The organism is Vreelandella sulfidaeris Esulfide1, assembly GCF_054072535.1.
In genome coordinates, this window is record NZ_CM133364.1 from 2,095,422 (window position 1) to 2,113,552 (window position 18,131).

13 protein-coding genes are annotated in these 18,131 nt (G+C 52.7%); 10 read left to right on the forward strand and 3 right to left on the reverse strand.

Annotated features, from left to right (window positions below):
• Positions 1-123: 123 nt before the first annotated feature.
• A complete protein-coding gene (locus ACW44H_RS09850) occupies positions 124-843 on the forward strand; it encodes a Crp/Fnr family transcriptional regulator (protein WP_457508862.1) in 720 nt (239 codons plus the stop codon).
• Positions 844-927: 84 nt separating this feature from the next.
• Entirely contained in the window at positions 928-1,554 is a 627-nt protein-coding gene (locus ACW44H_RS09855; RefSeq protein ID WP_457508864.1) for an SDR family oxidoreductase, read from the forward strand.
• A 76-nt stretch (positions 1,555-1,630) separates the two neighbouring features.
• Here the strand turns inward: ACW44H_RS09855 and ACW44H_RS09860 are convergent, their stop codons facing one another.
• A complete protein-coding gene (locus ACW44H_RS09860; protein ID WP_457508866.1) occupies positions 1,631-2,923 on the reverse strand; it encodes an ATP-grasp domain-containing protein in 1,293 nt (430 codons plus the stop codon).
• 469 nt (positions 2,924-3,392) lie between these two features.
• Between ACW44H_RS09860 and ACW44H_RS09865 the strand changes: the two genes are divergently transcribed.
• The 6 genes from ACW44H_RS09865 to cydC all read left to right on the forward strand — a co-directional run bounded on the left by ACW44H_RS09865 (position 3,393) and on the right by cydC (position 11,927).
• Positions 3,393-4,892 carry an FAD-dependent oxidoreductase gene (locus ACW44H_RS09865; RefSeq protein ID WP_457508868.1) on the forward strand — a complete coding sequence of 500 codons (1,500 nt, stop codon included), beginning with the start codon at positions 3,393-3,395 and terminating at the stop codon, positions 4,890-4,892.
• A 370-nt stretch (positions 4,893-5,262) separates the two neighbouring features.
• Complete coding sequence (locus ACW44H_RS09870) at positions 5,263-5,598, forward strand: con-10 family general stress protein (RefSeq protein WP_113267817.1); 336 nt, start codon at positions 5,263-5,265, stop codon at positions 5,596-5,598.
• Positions 5,599-5,896: 298 nt separating this feature from the next.
• Positions 5,897-7,306 carry a cytochrome ubiquinol oxidase subunit I gene (locus ACW44H_RS09875; protein WP_457508870.1) on the forward strand — a complete coding sequence of 470 codons (1,410 nt, stop codon included), beginning with the start codon at positions 5,897-5,899 and terminating at the stop codon, positions 7,304-7,306.
• Positions 7,307-7,358: 52 nt separating this feature from the next.
• Entirely contained in the window at positions 7,359-8,357 is a 999-nt protein-coding gene (locus ACW44H_RS09880) for a cytochrome d ubiquinol oxidase subunit II (RefSeq protein ID WP_457508872.1), read from the forward strand.
• Positions 8,354-10,165 carry a thiol reductant ABC exporter subunit CydD gene (gene cydD / locus ACW44H_RS09885; RefSeq protein WP_457508874.1) on the forward strand — a complete coding sequence of 604 codons (1,812 nt, stop codon included), beginning with the start codon at positions 8,354-8,356 and terminating at the stop codon, positions 10,163-10,165. Before ACW44H_RS09880 ends, cydD begins: the two co-directional genes overlap by 4 nt.
• Entirely contained in the window at positions 10,158-11,927 is a 1,770-nt protein-coding gene (gene cydC, locus ACW44H_RS09890; protein ID WP_457508876.1) for a thiol reductant ABC exporter subunit CydC, read from the forward strand. The genes cydD and cydC overlap by 8 nt, the downstream gene beginning before the upstream one ends.
• Before the next feature lie 103 nt (positions 11,928-12,030).
• Here cydC and ACW44H_RS09895 read toward each other — a convergent pair whose 3' ends face one another.
• Positions 12,031-12,528, reverse strand: coding sequence for a DUF1641 domain-containing protein (locus ACW44H_RS09895; RefSeq protein ID WP_113267812.1), 498 nt, complete (start codon positions 12,526-12,528; stop codon positions 12,031-12,033).
• Positions 12,528-15,503 carry a formate dehydrogenase subunit alpha gene (fdhF, locus tag ACW44H_RS09900; RefSeq protein WP_457504285.1) on the reverse strand — a complete coding sequence of 992 codons (2,976 nt, stop codon included), beginning with the start codon at positions 15,501-15,503 and terminating at the stop codon, positions 12,528-12,530. Before fdhF ends, ACW44H_RS09895 begins: the two co-directional genes overlap by 1 nt.
• A gap of 497 nt (positions 15,504-16,000) precedes the next feature.
• On the opposite strand from fdhF, the gene ACW44H_RS09905 reads away from it, so the two are divergent.
• Positions 16,001-16,942, forward strand: a complete 942-nt coding sequence (locus tag ACW44H_RS09905; protein WP_113267810.1) for a cobyrinic acid a,c-diamide synthase — start codon at positions 16,001-16,003, stop codon at positions 16,940-16,942.
• A gap of 13 nt (positions 16,943-16,955) precedes the next feature.
• Positions 16,956-18,128, forward strand: a complete 1,173-nt coding sequence (locus ACW44H_RS09910) for a toxic anion resistance protein (RefSeq protein WP_457504286.1) — start codon at positions 16,956-16,958, stop codon at positions 18,126-18,128.
• Positions 18,129-18,131 lie beyond the last annotated feature (3 nt).

The window sequence follows — 18,131 nt, forward strand, 5'->3', positions numbered from 1 at the left end:
CAGTAAACCCTAATCAATATTATCTAGGAAATTCCTCTTTTCCTCTCCCCAATGCCTGTCATAATCTCTTGATCTATAAAAGAATTATTTGTAAACGAGACGATCTCATAAAGGAGAGAGGCAATGATTACCCCCTTGTTTAGTAAATTGAGCTACTACATGACTCTCTCTCAAGATGAAAAGCAGTTACTGGAAGCAGCAGGTAACCGAAGTATTCTTGTAGAGAAAGGCGACATTATTATCAATGAAGGCGAGCGGCCTGAACACGTCTACCTCATAGAAAAGGGGTGGGCGTGTCGCTATAAACTTCTGGAAAATGGTGATAACCACATTATGGCCTTCCTGATTCCAGGCGACCTATGTGATGTCCATATCACGATCCTCAAAAAAATGGATCACTCGATACGTGCGCTTACCCCGGTGACATTGCGCAAGTTTCCAGCGGATGAGATACGCAATATCATGGAAAATCATCCTCGTCTGGCGCGAGCGCTTTTCTGGTCAACACTGGTGGATGAAGCCGTTTTACGAGAGTGGCTGGTGAATATGGGCACCCGGCCGGCCGACGCGCGTTTGGCACATGTTTTTTGTGAGATGCTAATACGGACCCGGATGGCCGGCTGTGCAGAAGATGATGATATCGAATTTCCACTGACCCAGGCGGAGATCAGTGAGTCGATGGGGCTGACACAAGTGCATACCAACCGCGTTCTTCAGAAGCTACGACACGATGGCCTAGTGAAACTGGAAAAAAAGCGCTTGGCGATACTTGACTGGGATCGGTTAAAGCAACTTTCTCAATTCGACCCGGCCTACCTGCATTGTCAGAACGTACCTGGATAGCTTGCCTGGATCATCCAATCAAGAAGGCTCTACCGCTTCTCGATAGGCCCTTATATGCGTAATCAATGCCCGTAATTTCGGGGGTTGGTTACGTCGACTGGGAAAATAGAGATAGTTGCAGATATCAACGCTACTGGTGGCAAGGCAATCGGACAAGCGGTTGATGTAACTAACCGCGAGGACTTGCAGGCCTTCGCCGATCACGCGCTAGAAAAGTTCGGCCGCATCGACGTCATCGTTAATAACGCTGGCGTAATGCCTCTATCACCGGTCGCGGCTCTCAAGGTCGATGAGTGGGATCGCATGATTGATGTCAATATTCGCGGCGTGCTGCACGGAATCGCCGCAGTGCTGCCCACCATGCAGCACCAAGGTAGCGGGAATGTGATCAGTATTTCTTCGATCGGCGGCCTATATGTCGTCCCCACCGGTGCCGTCTATTGCGCGACCAAGTATGCCGTACGCGCGATTTCGGACGGACTGCGCCAGGAACACAGCGATATTCGTGTGACCTGTGTTTACCCCGGCGTGGTCGAATCTGAACTAGCTGACACGATTACCGATGCGTCAGCGGCAGAAGCCATGCGACATTTCCGCCAAATTGCACTCAAGCCCGAGGCGATCGCTAACGCTATCGCTCATGCCGTTGGGCAGCCAGCGGACGTCGACACCACCGATATTGTTGTGCGCCCTGTCGCCAGTGCGGCGTAATCCAAAGAAGACAGGACTAACACCGATGTAGTGCGTTATGTCGGGCGGGCTTAACGCCCTAAGCCCGCCCGACCCGTTACACGTAATCGAATTCGAAATGCAGCGTATCCAAGCAGGCTTGATACCGCTGTCGCAACTCCTCGTGAGTATCTGCGCCAAGGTAAATGGTACCAATGTGGTAAGAGAAGCTGTCCTGGTTAGCCAAGTCACTCAGCCGCATGCCCGGCTCAATATCCAGCCTGACCAAGGTTCCCGGAAATCGCTCTCTCAGCTCAGCTAGCTCCTGCTGGCTAGGGATGCGCTTAACAATGGCATCTTCTCGCTTTTGAGGAATAAGGCATTTAGCGGCCACGGGGAACTGACCTTGCCGATTGGCCATCGAAGGTCGCTCACCCAGGGCAATATCGATGGCCACCTCGTGGTTGGACATGCCATCGACCATGATGAACATTTCGCTGTGCGATTGTGAGATACGTGTATTGAACTCAACCAACCACAGCTGATCGCTTTCCTCGTCCCACATAAACTCGGCATTGAAGCAGCCGTTATCAAAACCGATATGCTCTAGGAAGCGCTTACTCGCATCAATCATACGTCGCTGAACCCGCTCCGGCATGCTAGATGGATATTCCAACCGGTCAAACAGCATCGCACCTTCATCCACGGGCTGATCGAACACCCCATGAACATTGAACTCACCTTTAAACATGGTGCCCTCAGGCGCACCTTGCATGCCCGAAATAATTTGTTCGGCAATACAGGTATTGCCGTTGGCTTCTTTTATCTCTGCAGGTAAGTCGACATACTCTAGCGCTTCGTTGAAGGGTTCGCCGAATTGACGAATCGCCTCACGCGTCTCTTTTATAGCGGCGTGAAATTGCTCCTCATTCTCGATCTTAAAGCCAAGTTGAGAAGAAAACGCCTTGACCGGCTTGAGCCAGAACGGATATTCGAGGGTCACCTGTGCTAAAGGGTCCGAAGCGAAAGGATCGATAGAGCAAAAATCAGGCACAAGCTCGGGAATCACTTTCTTTTGTTCTAACCGGCTCCAGTATTTATGCTCACACTTCAGCACGCTCTCAAGAGGCGGCGCCGGAAGGTTATTCTCCTTGCATAGAATCGGAACCATGACACTGGTCGGGAAATCCCAATGAGCAATGATGGCATCGACGGAGCCGACAGAATCGACAGTTTGCTTTAGTTCCTGACGCGCTTTATCCAAAAGGTCGTTGAATGAAAAGGACTCAGCCTCAACCAGTGTTTTAACATCCAACAGACTGTGAAAAGAAAATTCTTCAGCATTACGAACGGTTTCGAGTTCAGTACGCTGTTGCTCTTCCAATGCGGGGATAAATATATTCCGTTTCATTCTACTGCCTCCATGCGTTCTCCAAGCGCCTAGCTGCGCTAACTTGCTTCCTTGTTGCCATTTCTACTTACCATTTGCGGTGAATGCTAGAGCCATAGAGGATAATTTGATTAAAGTTAAAAAGAATGACATGCCATTATGTATATAACATCTTTAGCAAAGTAGTTAATAAAGCTTGAATCAACCCAGGGTTCCTAGGCACCCCTTGTCGGGCTACATTCGCATTCAAAATAACCGCTGGCGCCACAACTCCGCGTCTCTGGCGCTAGCAGGCCTCGCGGTGATGGGCCATAGTTAATTAAAAGAATTTTTATTAAATGTTTAACTATACTCGTACATAGCGATTGAATATTAAGAAGGTTCGACACACTGTGTACAGGATTCATCCAGGGTAGTACAGATATTAAGCGCAGACAGGTATTAAGAGCAGATAGGAACTTGCCATTTTAATCGTAGTTAAGGAGTTAGTATGGACGCTATCTGGAAGATAGGCTGCAATAAAGCAGATCATTATCCAACCTTAAACCGTCCTATTGATGCGGACGTTGCCATCATTGGTGGAGGTATTACCGGGCTTACCACCGCGGAGCGGTTAGCCGACACCGGACTGCGTGTGGTTGTGATCGAAGCGCTCACCGTCGGTAATGGTTGCACAGGCGGGTCGACGGGTAACCTTTATAGTATCATGGCCACAGGATTAGCGCCCCTTCGTAAGAAATGGGGCGACGATATGGTTCGAAAAGTAGTCACATCACGTGCCCAGGCAATCGACTACATAGAAGAGGCCGTGGAGCGCTTCGGTATTGATTGTCAGTTTCATCGTCGCCCCTTGTATCGAATCGCAACAACCCAAGACAAGAAAACCATCAAGACACTTGATGCCGAACATGAAGCCATGGTCGTCGCAGGATTAAAGGTAGACACCATTGAGAACTCTCCGCTGCCTTTCTCAATGGAGCAAGGATTAAAAATAGAAGGACAAGCTCAGTTTAACCCGTTGAGTTATGTTCATGGGCTCGCTAAGGCGATTAGCCAACGGGGTGTTGAAATTTATGAACATAGTCCTGTACGAAACATAGATTACGATCAAGGGCTTATCGAGACGGATACAGCGCACGTTAGTGCAAAGCATATTGTTCATGCGACGCATACACCCAAGGGAATTAGCCTACTGCAGACGATGTTACTGCCCTCTCGCGAATACGGTGTAAGCGCTAAAATCAACAGCGATGCATACCCTAACGGCATATTTTTCGTGCACGACCCCTTTCACTCGATACGCAGCTACCAGCATGAAAATGAACAATACGTGATGGTAATCGGTGAACAGCACAAGACAGGAGAAGGCGATTCAAACAACGCCCATTTTAACAATCTGCGTGATTATATGGGCAGCCATTTTGAGGTGACAGACTACTGCCATCAATGGTCCAACCAACAGTACAGCCCTGCCGATAGCTTGCCCTATATTGGGAAACTTCATGGCCAAGACCGTGCCTATCTCGCTACCGGGTTTTCCGGCGATGGTTTAGTGTGGGGAACACTCGCGGGACACATCATTGGCGATCTTATCATCGGGCGTGAGAATCCCTGGCATGAACCCTTCGATGCGCGACGTTTCACCCCGGCGAAATCGGCCATGAAATGGGTTGAAGAAAACGCCTCCGTTAGCAAGAGCTTCTTCAAGGATTATCTCGGCACTGAAAAACTGAAGGAAATTGAAGAGATTGGGCTAGGTCAAGGCAAGGTGGTGACCGCTGAGGGTGAAAAGCTTGCTATCCACCGCGACGAAACCGGTAAGCTCTCCGTCCTCTCTGCCGTCTGTCCGCATATGAAGTGTCTGGTGCATTGGAACGGGGCTGAAGCGAGCTGGGATTGTCCCTGTCATGGAAGTCGCTTTGATTTAGAAGGCGAAGTGATTGAAGGGCCTTCTTTTCATCCTTTGGCAAAACGCGATCAGCCCTCTTAAGAAGACCACTTGAGGCTCATGTTAGTTTGCACATAATGCCTTCTTATCAGGAGAAAGGTTGGTAAAAGCTTGCGCGTTAATGGCTTACACATTAGCTATTAAAACGTATAAGGTTTGTTTACCTGTTTGCTATTAAACGTTGATTAAGCTAGTAACTTTTAGCCAATCACACAGACCGCCATAGGGTAGTTAATAAACATTAAAAAAACTTTCTCCACCTTGTGTAGACCATCATTCAACCCTATGTTGAATGCACCAGCGCAGGATTGCTGAGTTCACTGGATCAGCCAGTGAAGGATAAGGAATGAGTACACTAGGCAACTTCGCCAAGGTATACATTTCTTTGGTAATTGACTGAAAGGAGAATGTAATGGCTGATAACGATAAAATGTCACGCAGTGAAGCGGGTAAAAAAGGCGGTGATACCACTGCTAAAACCCACGATAAAGAATTCTACGAAGATATTGGTCATAAAGGTGGCCAGAACAGCAGCGGCAACTTCGCCAATGACCCGGAGAGAGCCGCTGAAGCCGGTCATAAAGGTGGCCAAAACAGCGGCGGTAACTTCGCCAACGACCCTGAGAAGGCCTCGGAAGCTGGCCAGAAAGGAGGCCACAACAGCGGTGGCAACTTCGCCAATGATCCAGAAAAAGCATCCGAGGCTGGAAAAAAAGGCGGACAGAATAGCCATAGCGGCGGCCGCTAAGTCTTGAAAGTTCTTCCCGAGAAGGGAAAGAACAAAGCAAGGAAGTTTAAACGCTACTAGTGATTTCCCCTTTCGCTAGTAGCGTTTTATTTGCACCCCCAAAATTATTTTAAAATTTGTTATAAACCACTTCTGCTTTCAAGGTTTAAGCAACTTTAATCGTTTCCCTGGCTAAACGTTTACCCTGGCTAAGCTCACTAATCTCTATAACTCACCGCTAGCCTATATAACTGTTCTACTAGGGGCTCGGTTCAGCCTCGTCATCTTCGTTTCATGTTCGGACAAGGAGAGTCCAGCCATGCTGGGGTTAGATACCGTTGACTTGGCCCGTCTTCAGTTTGCTACCACCGTGATGTACCACATCATTTTTCTGGCGCTGAGTATCGGTTTGGCCACCTATCTGGCCTTTCTCGAAGGGATGTGGCTAAAGACGGGTAATCGCATCTACTTGGGTATCTACCATTATTGGCTGCCTCATTTCGCCGTGAATTACGCTGCGGGCGTAGTGTCCGGAGTCATTATGGCCTTCGAGTTCGGCACCAACTGGAGTGTGTTCTCATCAAAAGCGGGCGGCATTAGTGGCGTGCTGCTGACTTATGAAGTAGTGACGGCTTTTTTCCTGGAGGCTGGGTTCTTTGGCATCATGATGTTTGGTGAAGGGCGTGTTAGCCGAAAGGTTCACTACTTCGCCACTTGCATGGTCGCGCTTGGCGCCTATATCTCGACATTCTGGATACTCGCCTCGAACAGCTGGATGCAAACACCGGCAGGTTATGCCTTCGAGAATGGCCGAATCATTCCCGAAGACTGGTGGGAAGTCATCTTTAATCCCTCCCAGCCCTTTCGTTTTGTGCATATGTCGTTGGCTGCCCTTATCGCGACGGCCTTTGTGGTAGCTGGCGTTGCCGCTTGGCATTTGTATCGTAACCACCAAGATGCGGTCGCCAGAAGAATGTTCTCAATGGCACTCTGGATGCTGACCTTCGTCGTCCCGTTGCAGATCGTTGCGGGAGACGTGCATGGCCTGAATACCCTCGAACATCAGCCCGCCAAAGTGGCCGCCATGGAAGCCTATTGGAAGAACGAGCCTGAGCGTGAAGGAATGCCCATGGTCGTACTTGCCTGGCCTGATCCCCATCTGGAGAAAAACCTGTTTAGTTTGGAAATCCCCCGGCTAAGCAGTCTCTATTTAACCCATTCATTGACAGGCAAAATCCAGGGGTTGGAGCAATGGGCAGAAGACGAGCGACCTTACGTGCCACTGGTATTTTACGCTTTCAGGCTGATGGTTTATCTGGGCTTCACCATGCTCGGTCTTGTCGCATTGTCACTATGGATGCGCAAGCGGAAGCAGCTTTATGAGTCACGCTGGTTCTTAATTCTGATGATGCTGGCAACGCCCATAGGCGTAGTCGCCATCGAAGCCGGTTGGGTCACCACTGAAGCAGGAAGGCAGCCCTGGATTATTTATGGCTTATTGCGCACTGCCGATGGCGTTTCGCCGTTTAGTGTAGCCACCTTGGTCACCAGCTTGGTAGGACTATGGGGAATCTATACCTTGATTTTCTTTATAGGTGCCTACTTTTTCGTCAAATTGGTGCGTCCCACACCCGAAAGTATATTGTCAGATAAAGAAGATTATGACGAAGCTCGTGAGCAAAACCTCCCTAGGCACCCGTTCAGCCGACGCTCTCATCGCAACCCATGAGCTTGCCTGTAGGGATACATCCTCGCATGAGCCAATGAAATAGGAAGCCTCTATGGATAATGAACTCTTCCCCATCATCTGGTTCGGGTTAATCGGGTTTGCACTGGTTATTTATGTCATTCTAGATGGCTATAGTCTGGGTATAGGCATCCTGTTTCCCTTTATCAAAGGCGCTGAACAACGCGGTATTATGCTGACGACCGCTTCGCCATTTTGGGATGGCAACCAGACCTGGCTCGTTCTCAGCGTCGCAGGCCTTTATGGCACGTTCCCCCTGGTCTATTCCTCATTACTGCCTGCCATGTACTTGCCATTGATTTTAATGTTGATGTGTCTGTTCTTTCGCGGCATGACGTTTGAATTTCGCTCCAAAGCAAGCTCGCGTAGGAGTTTCGATATCGGCTTCTGCATCGTGACGACTGCCGTCGCCTTTCTTCAAGGCATGATTGTGGGTAGCGTGATTGCCGGGCTGGGCACCGATGACGGCAACTTCGCCGAAAATGTATTGAGTGCCTTCTCTTGGTTTGGATTATGCACTGGCATCGCCCTGGTAATCGGCTACGCGCTGCTGGGGGCTGCCTGGCTAGTTATCAAAACCGAGGGCCAGCTGCAAAAAAAGTTTTACCGACTGATCCGGCCACTGATGATTCTTTTTTTCCTCGCCATGCTAGCCGTGGTAGCCATCACCCCCTTGGTTAATGAAATGATTGCCGTGCGCTGGGCTAAGTGGCCCAACCTGCTGTGGCTAGGGATAACCGCGGTAATAATGATGATCTTAGCCATTATGACTGTTCGCAGCGCCACTCGCCGCCACGAGAAACGTATTTTCATACAAATTGGGGTCATGTTCGTGCTGGGCCTGGTCGGTTTGGTTGCTAGTCTTTACCCCGTGATGCTGCCACCGGATATCACGCTCTGGGATGCGGCATCAAGCCGTTCTAGCCAGCAATTCCTACTAGTGGGTTACGCTGCCCTGCTACCTATTACCCTCGGTTACACCGCCTACAGCTATTGGTTGTTCCGTGGCAAGGTACGCGAGAGCGAAGAATGACACAGGATAAACTGGCGTTGCGGCGATGGTTGGCAAGCCAAGCCCGGCATGGTGGTTGCTGGCCCTACATTACCGTCGTATCAGGCAGCGCCTCCACGCTATTGCTCTTCGTGCAGGCTTGGGCGATTGCCAGCATTACCCAGCGCATGGTAATTGATAAGACGGCATTCGACGATTTGACTGTTCCCCTGTTGATACTACCCTTGGCCTTTTGTGGTCGTGGTGCACTGGCTTGGGTGAAGACCGAAGCCGCCACTCGCGGCTCAGTGCAAGTTCGTCAGGCCATCCGCAGCCAACTTTTCCATCGCATAGGCGAACTCGGCCCGCTATGGGCACGCCGACAACACAGTGCAACCCTGGGTAATCGGGTGTGGGATCAGGTCGATTCACTTCACGGTTATTATGCTGACTACCGCCCTCAGCGAGTGCTTTGCCTGATCACACCCTTGCTCATTCTGATCGCCGTGTTCCCATTGAACTGGGCTGCGGGACTGATCCTGCTGGTCACTGCGCCCTTTATACCGCTCAACATGGCCATGGTCGGCATTGGTGCCAAGCAGCGGCATCAGGCACAGTTTCAGGAAATGACACGCATGAGCCGCCATTTTCTGGAGGCGTTGCGTGGCCTGCCGACACTTAAGCTGTTTGGGGTCAGCCGTGCCCAAACCGAGGTCGTGTATGAAGTTTCTGAAAATTTTCGTGCACGCTCCATGCGTGTACTACGGCTGGCATTCCTATCCTCTACTCTGCTGGAGTTTTTTAGCTCGCTCTCGATTGCGCTACTAGCTATTTATATTGGCTTTATTTACCTAGGCCACTTCGAGTTCGGCGTTTGGGGACGTGAGCTAACGCTGTTCGCGGGTATGTTTATCCTGATACTTGCCCCTGATTTTTATCAACCTTTGCGTGACCTTGGAACGCATTACCATGCCAAAGCCGAAGCGGAGGCCGCAGCGGAAGAGTTGATACCCTTACTTGCCCCGCCGGTGCCTGACGCAACGCATAACCACGATTGGCGAGTGCCCGAGCGATTGGGAGTTACCCTTGAGAATGTCACCTGCCGCTACGCCGATCAGCACTCTCCTGCCCTCGACAAGGTCAGCCTTACCATTCGCCCAGGTGAGACGTTAGCCGTCATCGGCCCGAGCGGCGCAGGCAAATCGACCTTGCTCAATCTACTGATGGGCTTTTTGCCGCCTGTGTCAGGGGCGCTGACAACGCACGACGGAATAGAGGTCGATTCACTGGCGCCAGCTGCATGGCAACGTGCCATTGGCTGGCTGGGACAGCGACCTACGATTCTCACCGGCACCCTGGCCGATAACCTGCGGTTGGCCGACGCTGATGCTGACAATGAGTCCCTTCGCCAAGCACTTCGCGAGGTCGATCTGATCGACTGGGTTGACTCATTGCCCCAAGGGTTGGAAACATTATTGGGTGACGGAGGCCAGCCGGTAGCCGGCGGTCAGGCGAGGCGTATTGCCCTGGCTCGCGTTTTTTTGCGCCGCTCGCCGCTGCTGTTGCTTGATGAACCCACCGCCAGCCTGGACCGCGCTAGCGAAGCACACGTTATCGATGCGCTTGCCAAGCTCAAGCAGGCCCGCACCCTAGTGATATTGACGCACCGTCTCGACCTCTTGGCGTTAGCCGACCGCATTCTGGTGCTCGAACACGGCCAGGTTCGTGCCATGGGTACCCTCGATGAGCTGCGCGCAACCCACCCGGCGTTATTCAACGCTTCTTCCCGGTTCTCGGAGGGTAAGGTTTTAAACAGGGCTGAGGACACAGCGGAGGATAAGTATGTCTGATCATACGAAGCAGACACCTTCTGCCAGCCTACTTTGGCCCTACCTTAAAGAGATGCTGCCGTTCTCCCTCTGGCTGAGCTTTGGCATGTTGTTTAGTCTGGTTACCTTGCTTTCCAGCATCGGCATGATCGCGCTATCGGGTTGGTTCTTAAGCGCCTCTGCGCTGGCCGGACTCGCGGCCACCTCGGCGGCAACGTTTAATTATTTTCTACCTTCGGCGGGCATTCGTCTGTTTGTGCTCACTCGCACGGCCGGTCGTTACGGTGAACGTGTCGCCTCCCATGAAGGAACGTTACGCCTTTTATCGCAGCTTCGCAGAAAAGTCTACGACGCCATCGAGCCGCTATCGCCTACTGCTCTGCAACGCTACGGTAGTGGCGAGCTGTTGAGCCGACTGACAGCCGATATCGATGCCCTGGATAGCCTTTATTTGCGGGTCGTGGCGCCGTCGATCGTCGCCCTGCTGGCCATTATCGGCTGTGGAATTATCATTGGCGTGTTCTCTCCCGGTATCGGCTTGTTTGCCGCCTTAGCCCTACTCTTTTCAGGCACCCTCGGCCCTTGGCTTGCCTGGCGTTTGAGCCATTACCCTACGTCGCAATGGCAAGCTCTCAATAGCCGCCTGCGCGCGCAGTTAATCGAAAGGCTGGATGCTCTACCTGAACTACTGCTTTACGGCCGTTGGCACGCTGAGACCGCGACACTCACCAAAGCGCAACGTCAGCGCGATGCTGCCGAATGCCACACAGCAAGGGTATGGGGATTATCGCAGTGGTTGTCCCAAACGTTACTGGGCCTGACGCTGGCTATCACGCTGGCCCTGGCCGCTTGGCTAACCAGTCTAGGGTCACTCGATTCGACCCTGATTGCCCTGATGGGCCTGACGGTGCTTGCTGGCTTCGAGGCCATCTCACTACTGCCCCAGGCCTGGCAAACGCTAGGCAGGGTGCTTCACGCGGCTAGGCGACTTGAGGCAGTCCGTACTCATGTACCGTCAGTGGTTTATCCTCTTAATGATCATGCTCAACCCCGCGATGCCAGCCTCAATATTGAGAATCTTCACGTTGGCTTTACCGATGGTACTCAGGCGCTAACTGACGTTTCGCTAACTATCAACGCAGGCGAACACATTGCACTGTTGGGGCCTTCCGGAAGTGGTAAGACCACGCTACTCAATGCGCTGGTACGCTTCGTCGAGCCACAAAGAGGCAGCTTGTCGTTGGGTCAAGTCGCGCTACACGACCTAAGCGAGCAAACCCTACGGGAAGCATTCACCGTCGCACCGCAGGACATTCACCTGTTCGTGGCGAGCTACCGCGAGAATCTACAACTGGCCAATCCAGAGACCAGTGATGACGAAATGATCGAGCTACTAGAGGCATTAGGCCTGGGGCATTGGCTGGCCGAGCAACCCGCCGGGCTCGATAGTTACCCGGATGAAGGCGGCAGCTCGCTGTCAGGCGGGCAACTTCGCCGCTTTGGGGTTGCCCGCGCCCTGCTATCTTCAGCGCCGATCGTGCTGCTTGATGAACCCACCGAAGGGCTTGATGAAACCACGGCGCTTCAAGTGCTGGACGAGATAAGGCAACGCTGCCAAGGACGGACACTGTTACTGGTGACTCATCGTCCTATAGGCCTTGTTCGACTGGACCGGATTGCCGTCCTCGATGCTGGGCGTCTCCAGGAAATGGGGACGCCACAGGCGCTATTGGCCAAGCCCGACAGTTATTTTTCCGCACTCAACCGGCGGATTGCGCTGTAATACTCAGCATTTGCCTACATCGTCAGCCTGCACCAAAGAAGCAAATAAGACATGACGGTACGGCTAGCAAGCAGTTTTTTACTAGCCGTTTTCTCTCGACCAATCATGGCCCGCTGGTGGGTTTTCCCGTGTAATCCGACACGGGTTTATCAACGGGTGTATCAAGGCGTTCAGCGAAGGCTTTAAGCCCGTCAACGATAGGCAGGATAGCGTGCCAGAGCTGGTCATCATGAAGCATCTTATAAGCACCGGTCACCCCTGGTGCATCGTGTCCTTCCTTGTCTCCGTCCTTCCCTGGTTGATGCTGACTGATCGTTTCCATTGCATCGCGCAGGGCAAAGGTAACTCGGTAGAAGTCGCTGGGCTCGATACGAGACAACATCATTCCTAGGATTGAAATGTTCTGAATAGCATTGAGTGTACCCGGCTTACCAAGCCCATTGACCAGCACCTGGGCAACCTCCGTATTGGCGCCGACCAAGTCGTTGGCAAAGCGCAGCACGCCGTGCTCGTGCAAAGTTTGCAGCAACCGCTCCAGCTCTTCGTGCGCATCCGGCCCGATGTTAGGCGGCGTGACGGTATGTGATATTCGTTCTGCCATTACATTTTCCTCGGGTTGGATAGCTGAGCAGGCGGTAACTCGTAATCGCTTCTGTCCCACTTAACCTCGACCTCAACACCTTTTTTAGGAGTGCGATGGCCAAACCGGAAGTTATTGCTCCTCAATGGCGGCGCGCCTTTTTCTCGAGGTAATACTTCGAGATTGACTGCCGTTTCCTTATAGGCAGGCGTATCAACATCGGGGTCGTGGTGCTCGCCGGTAAGCCCGTTAACCCCAGGTTTGCCCTGATGTATCGGCAGGAACAACGTGTGCCCGCTAACACGATCGGTGACCAACGCTCGGACTTCGATACTGTCACGACGCGATGTGAGCTTCACCCAGGTACCGTCTTCAATGCCATATTCGTCGGCCAGCTCCGGGCTAACTTCGACAAACCAGCCGGGTGCTTCGTACCAAACACGTGGTCCGCGTCCGGTCTGATTCGTCGCTTGGAAGTGTTCGAGCATTCGCCCGTTATCCATCGAGAATGGATATTCTGCATCCGGAGCTTCTGCTGGCTCCTTCCACTCCAGCGGATACAGATTGGCTTTACCATCCTCGTTGGGGAAACCCTCGGTATAGAGAAGAGGGGTATCAGTGCCATCCGCGTTGACCGGCCACTGGAGAGATTTCCAACCGGCGAGGCGTTCGTAGGTCACGCCAGCAAACATTGGTGAAATACTGGCGCATTCTTCCATGATCTGCGAGGGATGCGTGTAGCCCCAATCGTGTCCCATACGTGCCGCCAGGTCGGTAAGAATTCGCCAGTCTGGCCGGCAATCGCCAAGGGGCGGTAGTACTTCGTAAAAACGCTGGATACGCCGTTCAGTATTGACGAAGGTCCCCTCTTTCTCGACGCTGGGCGCCCCCGGAAGCACCACATCGGCGAATTCGGCGGTGCGGCTCAAGAAGATATCCTGCACGACTAGAAAATCCAGGTCAGTAAACGCCGAGTGCACATTGTGCGAGTCGGCGTCGGAGAAGGCGGTTTCCTCGCCGATCACGTACATGGCCTTGAGTTTATTCTCAGAGGCCGCCTGAACCATCAAGAAGTTACCTTCGCCGACCTTGTCGGAAAGTTGCTCCTTAGGAACGCCCCACCCCTTCGCCCAGCGTTCGCGCGCCGAGTCGTCTGAGACCTTCTCATAACCTGGATACATATTACGCAGACAGCCAAAATCACTGGCTCCCTGAACATTGTTATGCCCACGCATCGGGTAGCCGCCTGTGCCTGGCTTGCCATAATTACCCGTCACTACCAATAGGTTGGAAAGCGCCGTGCTGGTATCCGAGCCATGGCTATGCTGCGTAATCCCCATAGCCCACAGCAGGCAAACACTGCTCGCCTTACCAATCATCTCCGCCGCTTCAACCAACTCTTGCTTGGAGACGCCGGTTTTTTGCTCGGCAAACTCCAGCGTAAACGGCTCCAGCGAGGCACGGTATTCATCGACATTGTTGACCCATTTATCGAGAAATTCCTGATCCGCATAGCCGTGGTCGAACATATAGCGCGACAATGCCGACGCCAATATCAGATCGGTGCTGGCGTTAGTGCGCAAGAACAGATCAGCACGCTCGGCCATTTCATGTTTGCGCGGATCAATGACGATGACTTTTTGCCCGTGCAGTTTCTGTGCTGCTTTAATACGCGAAGCAATCACCGGATGGTTCTCGGCGGTATTGCTACCCACGATAACCACCACCTCAGCTTTCTCGATATCTTCGATGGATCCCGCATCACCACCGTAACCAACGGTGCGGAACAGGCCTTTGGTGGCCGGGTTTTGGCAGTAACGTGAGGAGTTATCGACACTGTTGGTACCGATGATCAAGCGGGCAATTTTTTGCGTCAGGTAGGCTTCTTCATTACTCGCCTTGCTCGAACCAATGAACCCTAAGCTATCCGCGCCGTAACGGTCGCGCGCCTCAATCAAGCGGCGGGCAACCAGGTCAAGCGCCTCGTCCCAGCTGGCTTCGCGAAAACGACCGTTGTCACGAATCAGCGGCGTGGTCAGGCGCTTTTCGCTATTAACGAAGTCCCAGGCGAACTTACCTTTGATACATGTCGAGATCCCATTGGCCGGTGCGTCAACCACAGGCTGCACCTTCAAGATATGCCGATCCCGGGTCCACATCTCGAAGGAACAACCCACGCCGCAGTAGGTGCATACTGTTTTGGTGCGCTTGATTTCGGGCTGGCGCCAATGCATATCCATTTTGGACAGGCCGGTAACAGCTGTCGCGCCTGTGGTGGTCTCGACAGTTTTGATAATGTCGATCATTGGCCGCTTTAGCGACTGCGGCATTGAGGTGAAAGGCCCCGCATCGGGCTGCATGGTTTGCTCCATCAGCGCGTTACAAGGACAAACAGTGACACAATGGCCGCACTGCACACAGCTAGACTCGTCGATCTTTTTGCCGCCGTCCCACAGCACACGCGGGTTTTCCATCGAATAGTCAATGCTTAGCGTTTCGTTAACTTCGACGTTCTGGCAGGCTTCTACACAGCGTCCACATAGAATGCATTGGTCGGGGTCGTACGTATAAAACGGACTTGAGGTATCTTTTTCGTAGGGCTTGCGCTGGAACTCGTAGCGCTGGATGGGAATATCCATCTCTGCCATGGTGTTATGTAAAGTGCAGTCACCGGTATTGTTTTCACACACGGTGCAATAGAGCTCGTGCTTGCTGAGTAGGCGATCCATGCCCTCATGGCGTGCAGCCACAGCAAATTCGTTCTGGCTGGTAATCGTCAATCCTTCTTGGGCTTTCAGCGTACAACCACGCTTTAACTCACCCTCTACTTCCACCCAACAAGAATCGCAAGTCTCTAGCGGACCCAGCGAGGGGTGATAACAAACATGTGGCAAGTCGATACTATTAAGTTCAAGAAAGTCGATCAGCGGCATGCCCGCCCTACCCGACAACTGTTTCCCATCATAGACAATTGTGCAGTCATTCTCCTTGTCCATAAGACGCCCTCTATCCCTGTTGGAATCGTGATTCTACTAACCGTAGTAAACGCCTTTAGTATTGTCGAGACGTTAGAAGAGCCACTGAGAGGGATAACTTTATATTAACCAAAAAAAACCAAACTTAATGGTTACAAGGCAGCATAACGGGCCAATAGTTTGATCTTTATTAATAATTTATAAGCCTTAACCATATTAAAAGTTAAATTTAAAAAACGATAAAGCTTTGTCCTTAAGTTTCGTCATCTAACCTACGCCATATAAATAAAGCCTTCTAAATTTCTTCTCGCTTTTCGATACACCAGCATAAATGCTCAAGCAGCGTATAAAGTTAGTGCTTTAAAGCCATCTAAGTGCGTGAAGGCAGGAGGTCATAAGCGTGGCGAGGGAGGTCAGGCATCGTTGCCAGATCGTAGCTGACCAATGGTGCTTAGCGCCCTATCTCAGTTACTCTACACTTGGTGTTTGCGATTCACGAATGAAGGATGGTCGAATCAATGTTGGGATTCCTACAGGGATTTTCCTATGGTCTTTTTATGACCTGCCTGCCCTGGCTCTTGGTTGGCCTTTTCAACCCTGGCTTGGCGCATCCGGCGTTGGCGCCTAGCCGACTGCAGGTGATATTGCGCTATTGCTTGGTGGTTCCCTCCCTCAGTGTGCTGCTATGGCTAACCTCCCTGTGGGGTGGTTTCAGCCCCAGCCTGTTTGGTTGGTTGGCGGGTCTCGTTGCTATTCCTGTGGCGTTGCCAATCGAACGAACACTGCGTGGCTGGCTGGCCCGCAGACGTGAACGTCGCGCGGAGGCGCAAAGAGTGGCCAAAGCACATAAACAACGTGTTCAGGAGGAGCACAAGGCCTATGAAGCGGGCGTGTCAGTGCTCGACCCGGCACGACCGCCCGAAGGAGCAGATGAACTGGTGCTCGCCATGTGCCGGGCTAAGCAGCACCTGCTAGACGTACATCGCCCCGATCTGGCAATTCAGGCGGACCGGCTATATAGCCGTTATCGTCATTTGCTAGATGTCCTGGGTAGCCGTTTCCACACTGGCGAGCTGGCTTTCGAGCGTTCGCGCGGTTTGGTGACTCAGGTCTGTCTCGGCGCAGTGGATACGCTGACCACAATGGCGTCCCAGGCCCGCGGGGTGGTCAGTGTGGACGGCAATTACGTGCGCCATCGCCTTTCTCAGAAGGGTAGGCAATTAAGCGAGGAAGAGCGCGCCGCTCTGGTTCGACGTCTGGATCTGTTGGTGGAAACGGAACACCGGCTGAATGGGCTTACCGCACGCATCGAGTCTGCCCTGACCGTGCTCGATGATACCGCTGTTTCCATGGCGCGCATCGAAACGGCTCGCCCTCAGGCTTCAGTCACCACAGAGAAGGCACTGGAGGACCTGCGCCGTTTTGTCGAAGGCGCAGATCGTTATGCCCGCAAAGAGTAATCAGGAGATTTACATGACGCAGCCATCCGGTGATAAACCTCTCGCCCTCCCCCCGGTAGACGACATCGCTAGCCAACTGGGCAATGGCCAGGCTAACTCATCCGACGCCGAGCTAGAAGCAAAGGCCGACCGCTTTATCGAGGATATCCTCGCTGAGGGTGAAGACGTATCAAGGGGGCGCCAGCGCCGAGCCGTCGATGAGATGGGGCTTGAACTACAGCAGCAAGCCGCCCACCGTAGTGCAATGTTACAGACGCCGCTACGCCAGTTGGCCCACCAGAGCGACGAAGGCGGTCCGGTAGCCAAGGCACTGACCGATCTGCGTGGGCGTATGGAAGGGCTTGACCCCGCTCGTCACCGCTTGGCACCGAATGCCCTGGACCGCATTCTGACGATCATTCCCGGCATTGACAGCCGCCTGCAGCGCTATTTCCAAAAGTTCGAAAATGCCCAGCAGGCACTGGACGCCATCATCGATGATTTAACAGGCGGTCGCGATATGCTGTATCGCGACAACCTTACCCTGAGCGATGACCAGCAGGCGTTAAATAAAATTCTTGCCGAGTTGGACCGCCAAATTGCGCTGGGCCGTTTGATCGACCACCGCCTGCAAGAGGAGATCGCCGCTCGCGATCCCGATGACCCAAGGCGTCACTTCCTTGAAGAAGAGCTGCTTTTTCCTCTACGCCAACGCATTGTCGACCTTCAGCAGCAGCTGGCGGTGAGTCAACAAGGCGTGTTGGCGCTAGAGGTCATTATCCGCAACAACCGAGAATTGATGCGCGGCGTTGACAGGGCCATTAATGTCACCGTCTCGGCCCTTACCGTTGCGGTGACCGTGGCCATGGCGATGGCCAATCAGCGCTTGGTGCTGGACCGTATCGAAGCGCTCAATACGACCACTTCGCAGATGATTGGCGGGACCGCGAAAGCTCTGCGCCAGCAAGGTGTGGACATCCAAAAACGGGCCTCCTCTGCGATGCTCGACATGCAAGTGCTTGAGGAGGCCTTCAGCGAGGTGATGGGCGCAATCAATGATCTCTCGACCTATCGTCAGGATGCCCTGCCCCGGTTAGATGAGCAGATCGACCGCTTGGCGGCTTTATCGCAGCAGGGAAAAGCGTCTATCGAACGTCTCCAAGAGGGTAGCGAGTCACAGCCAAAGGATGACCGCACCTCAAGCTGATGT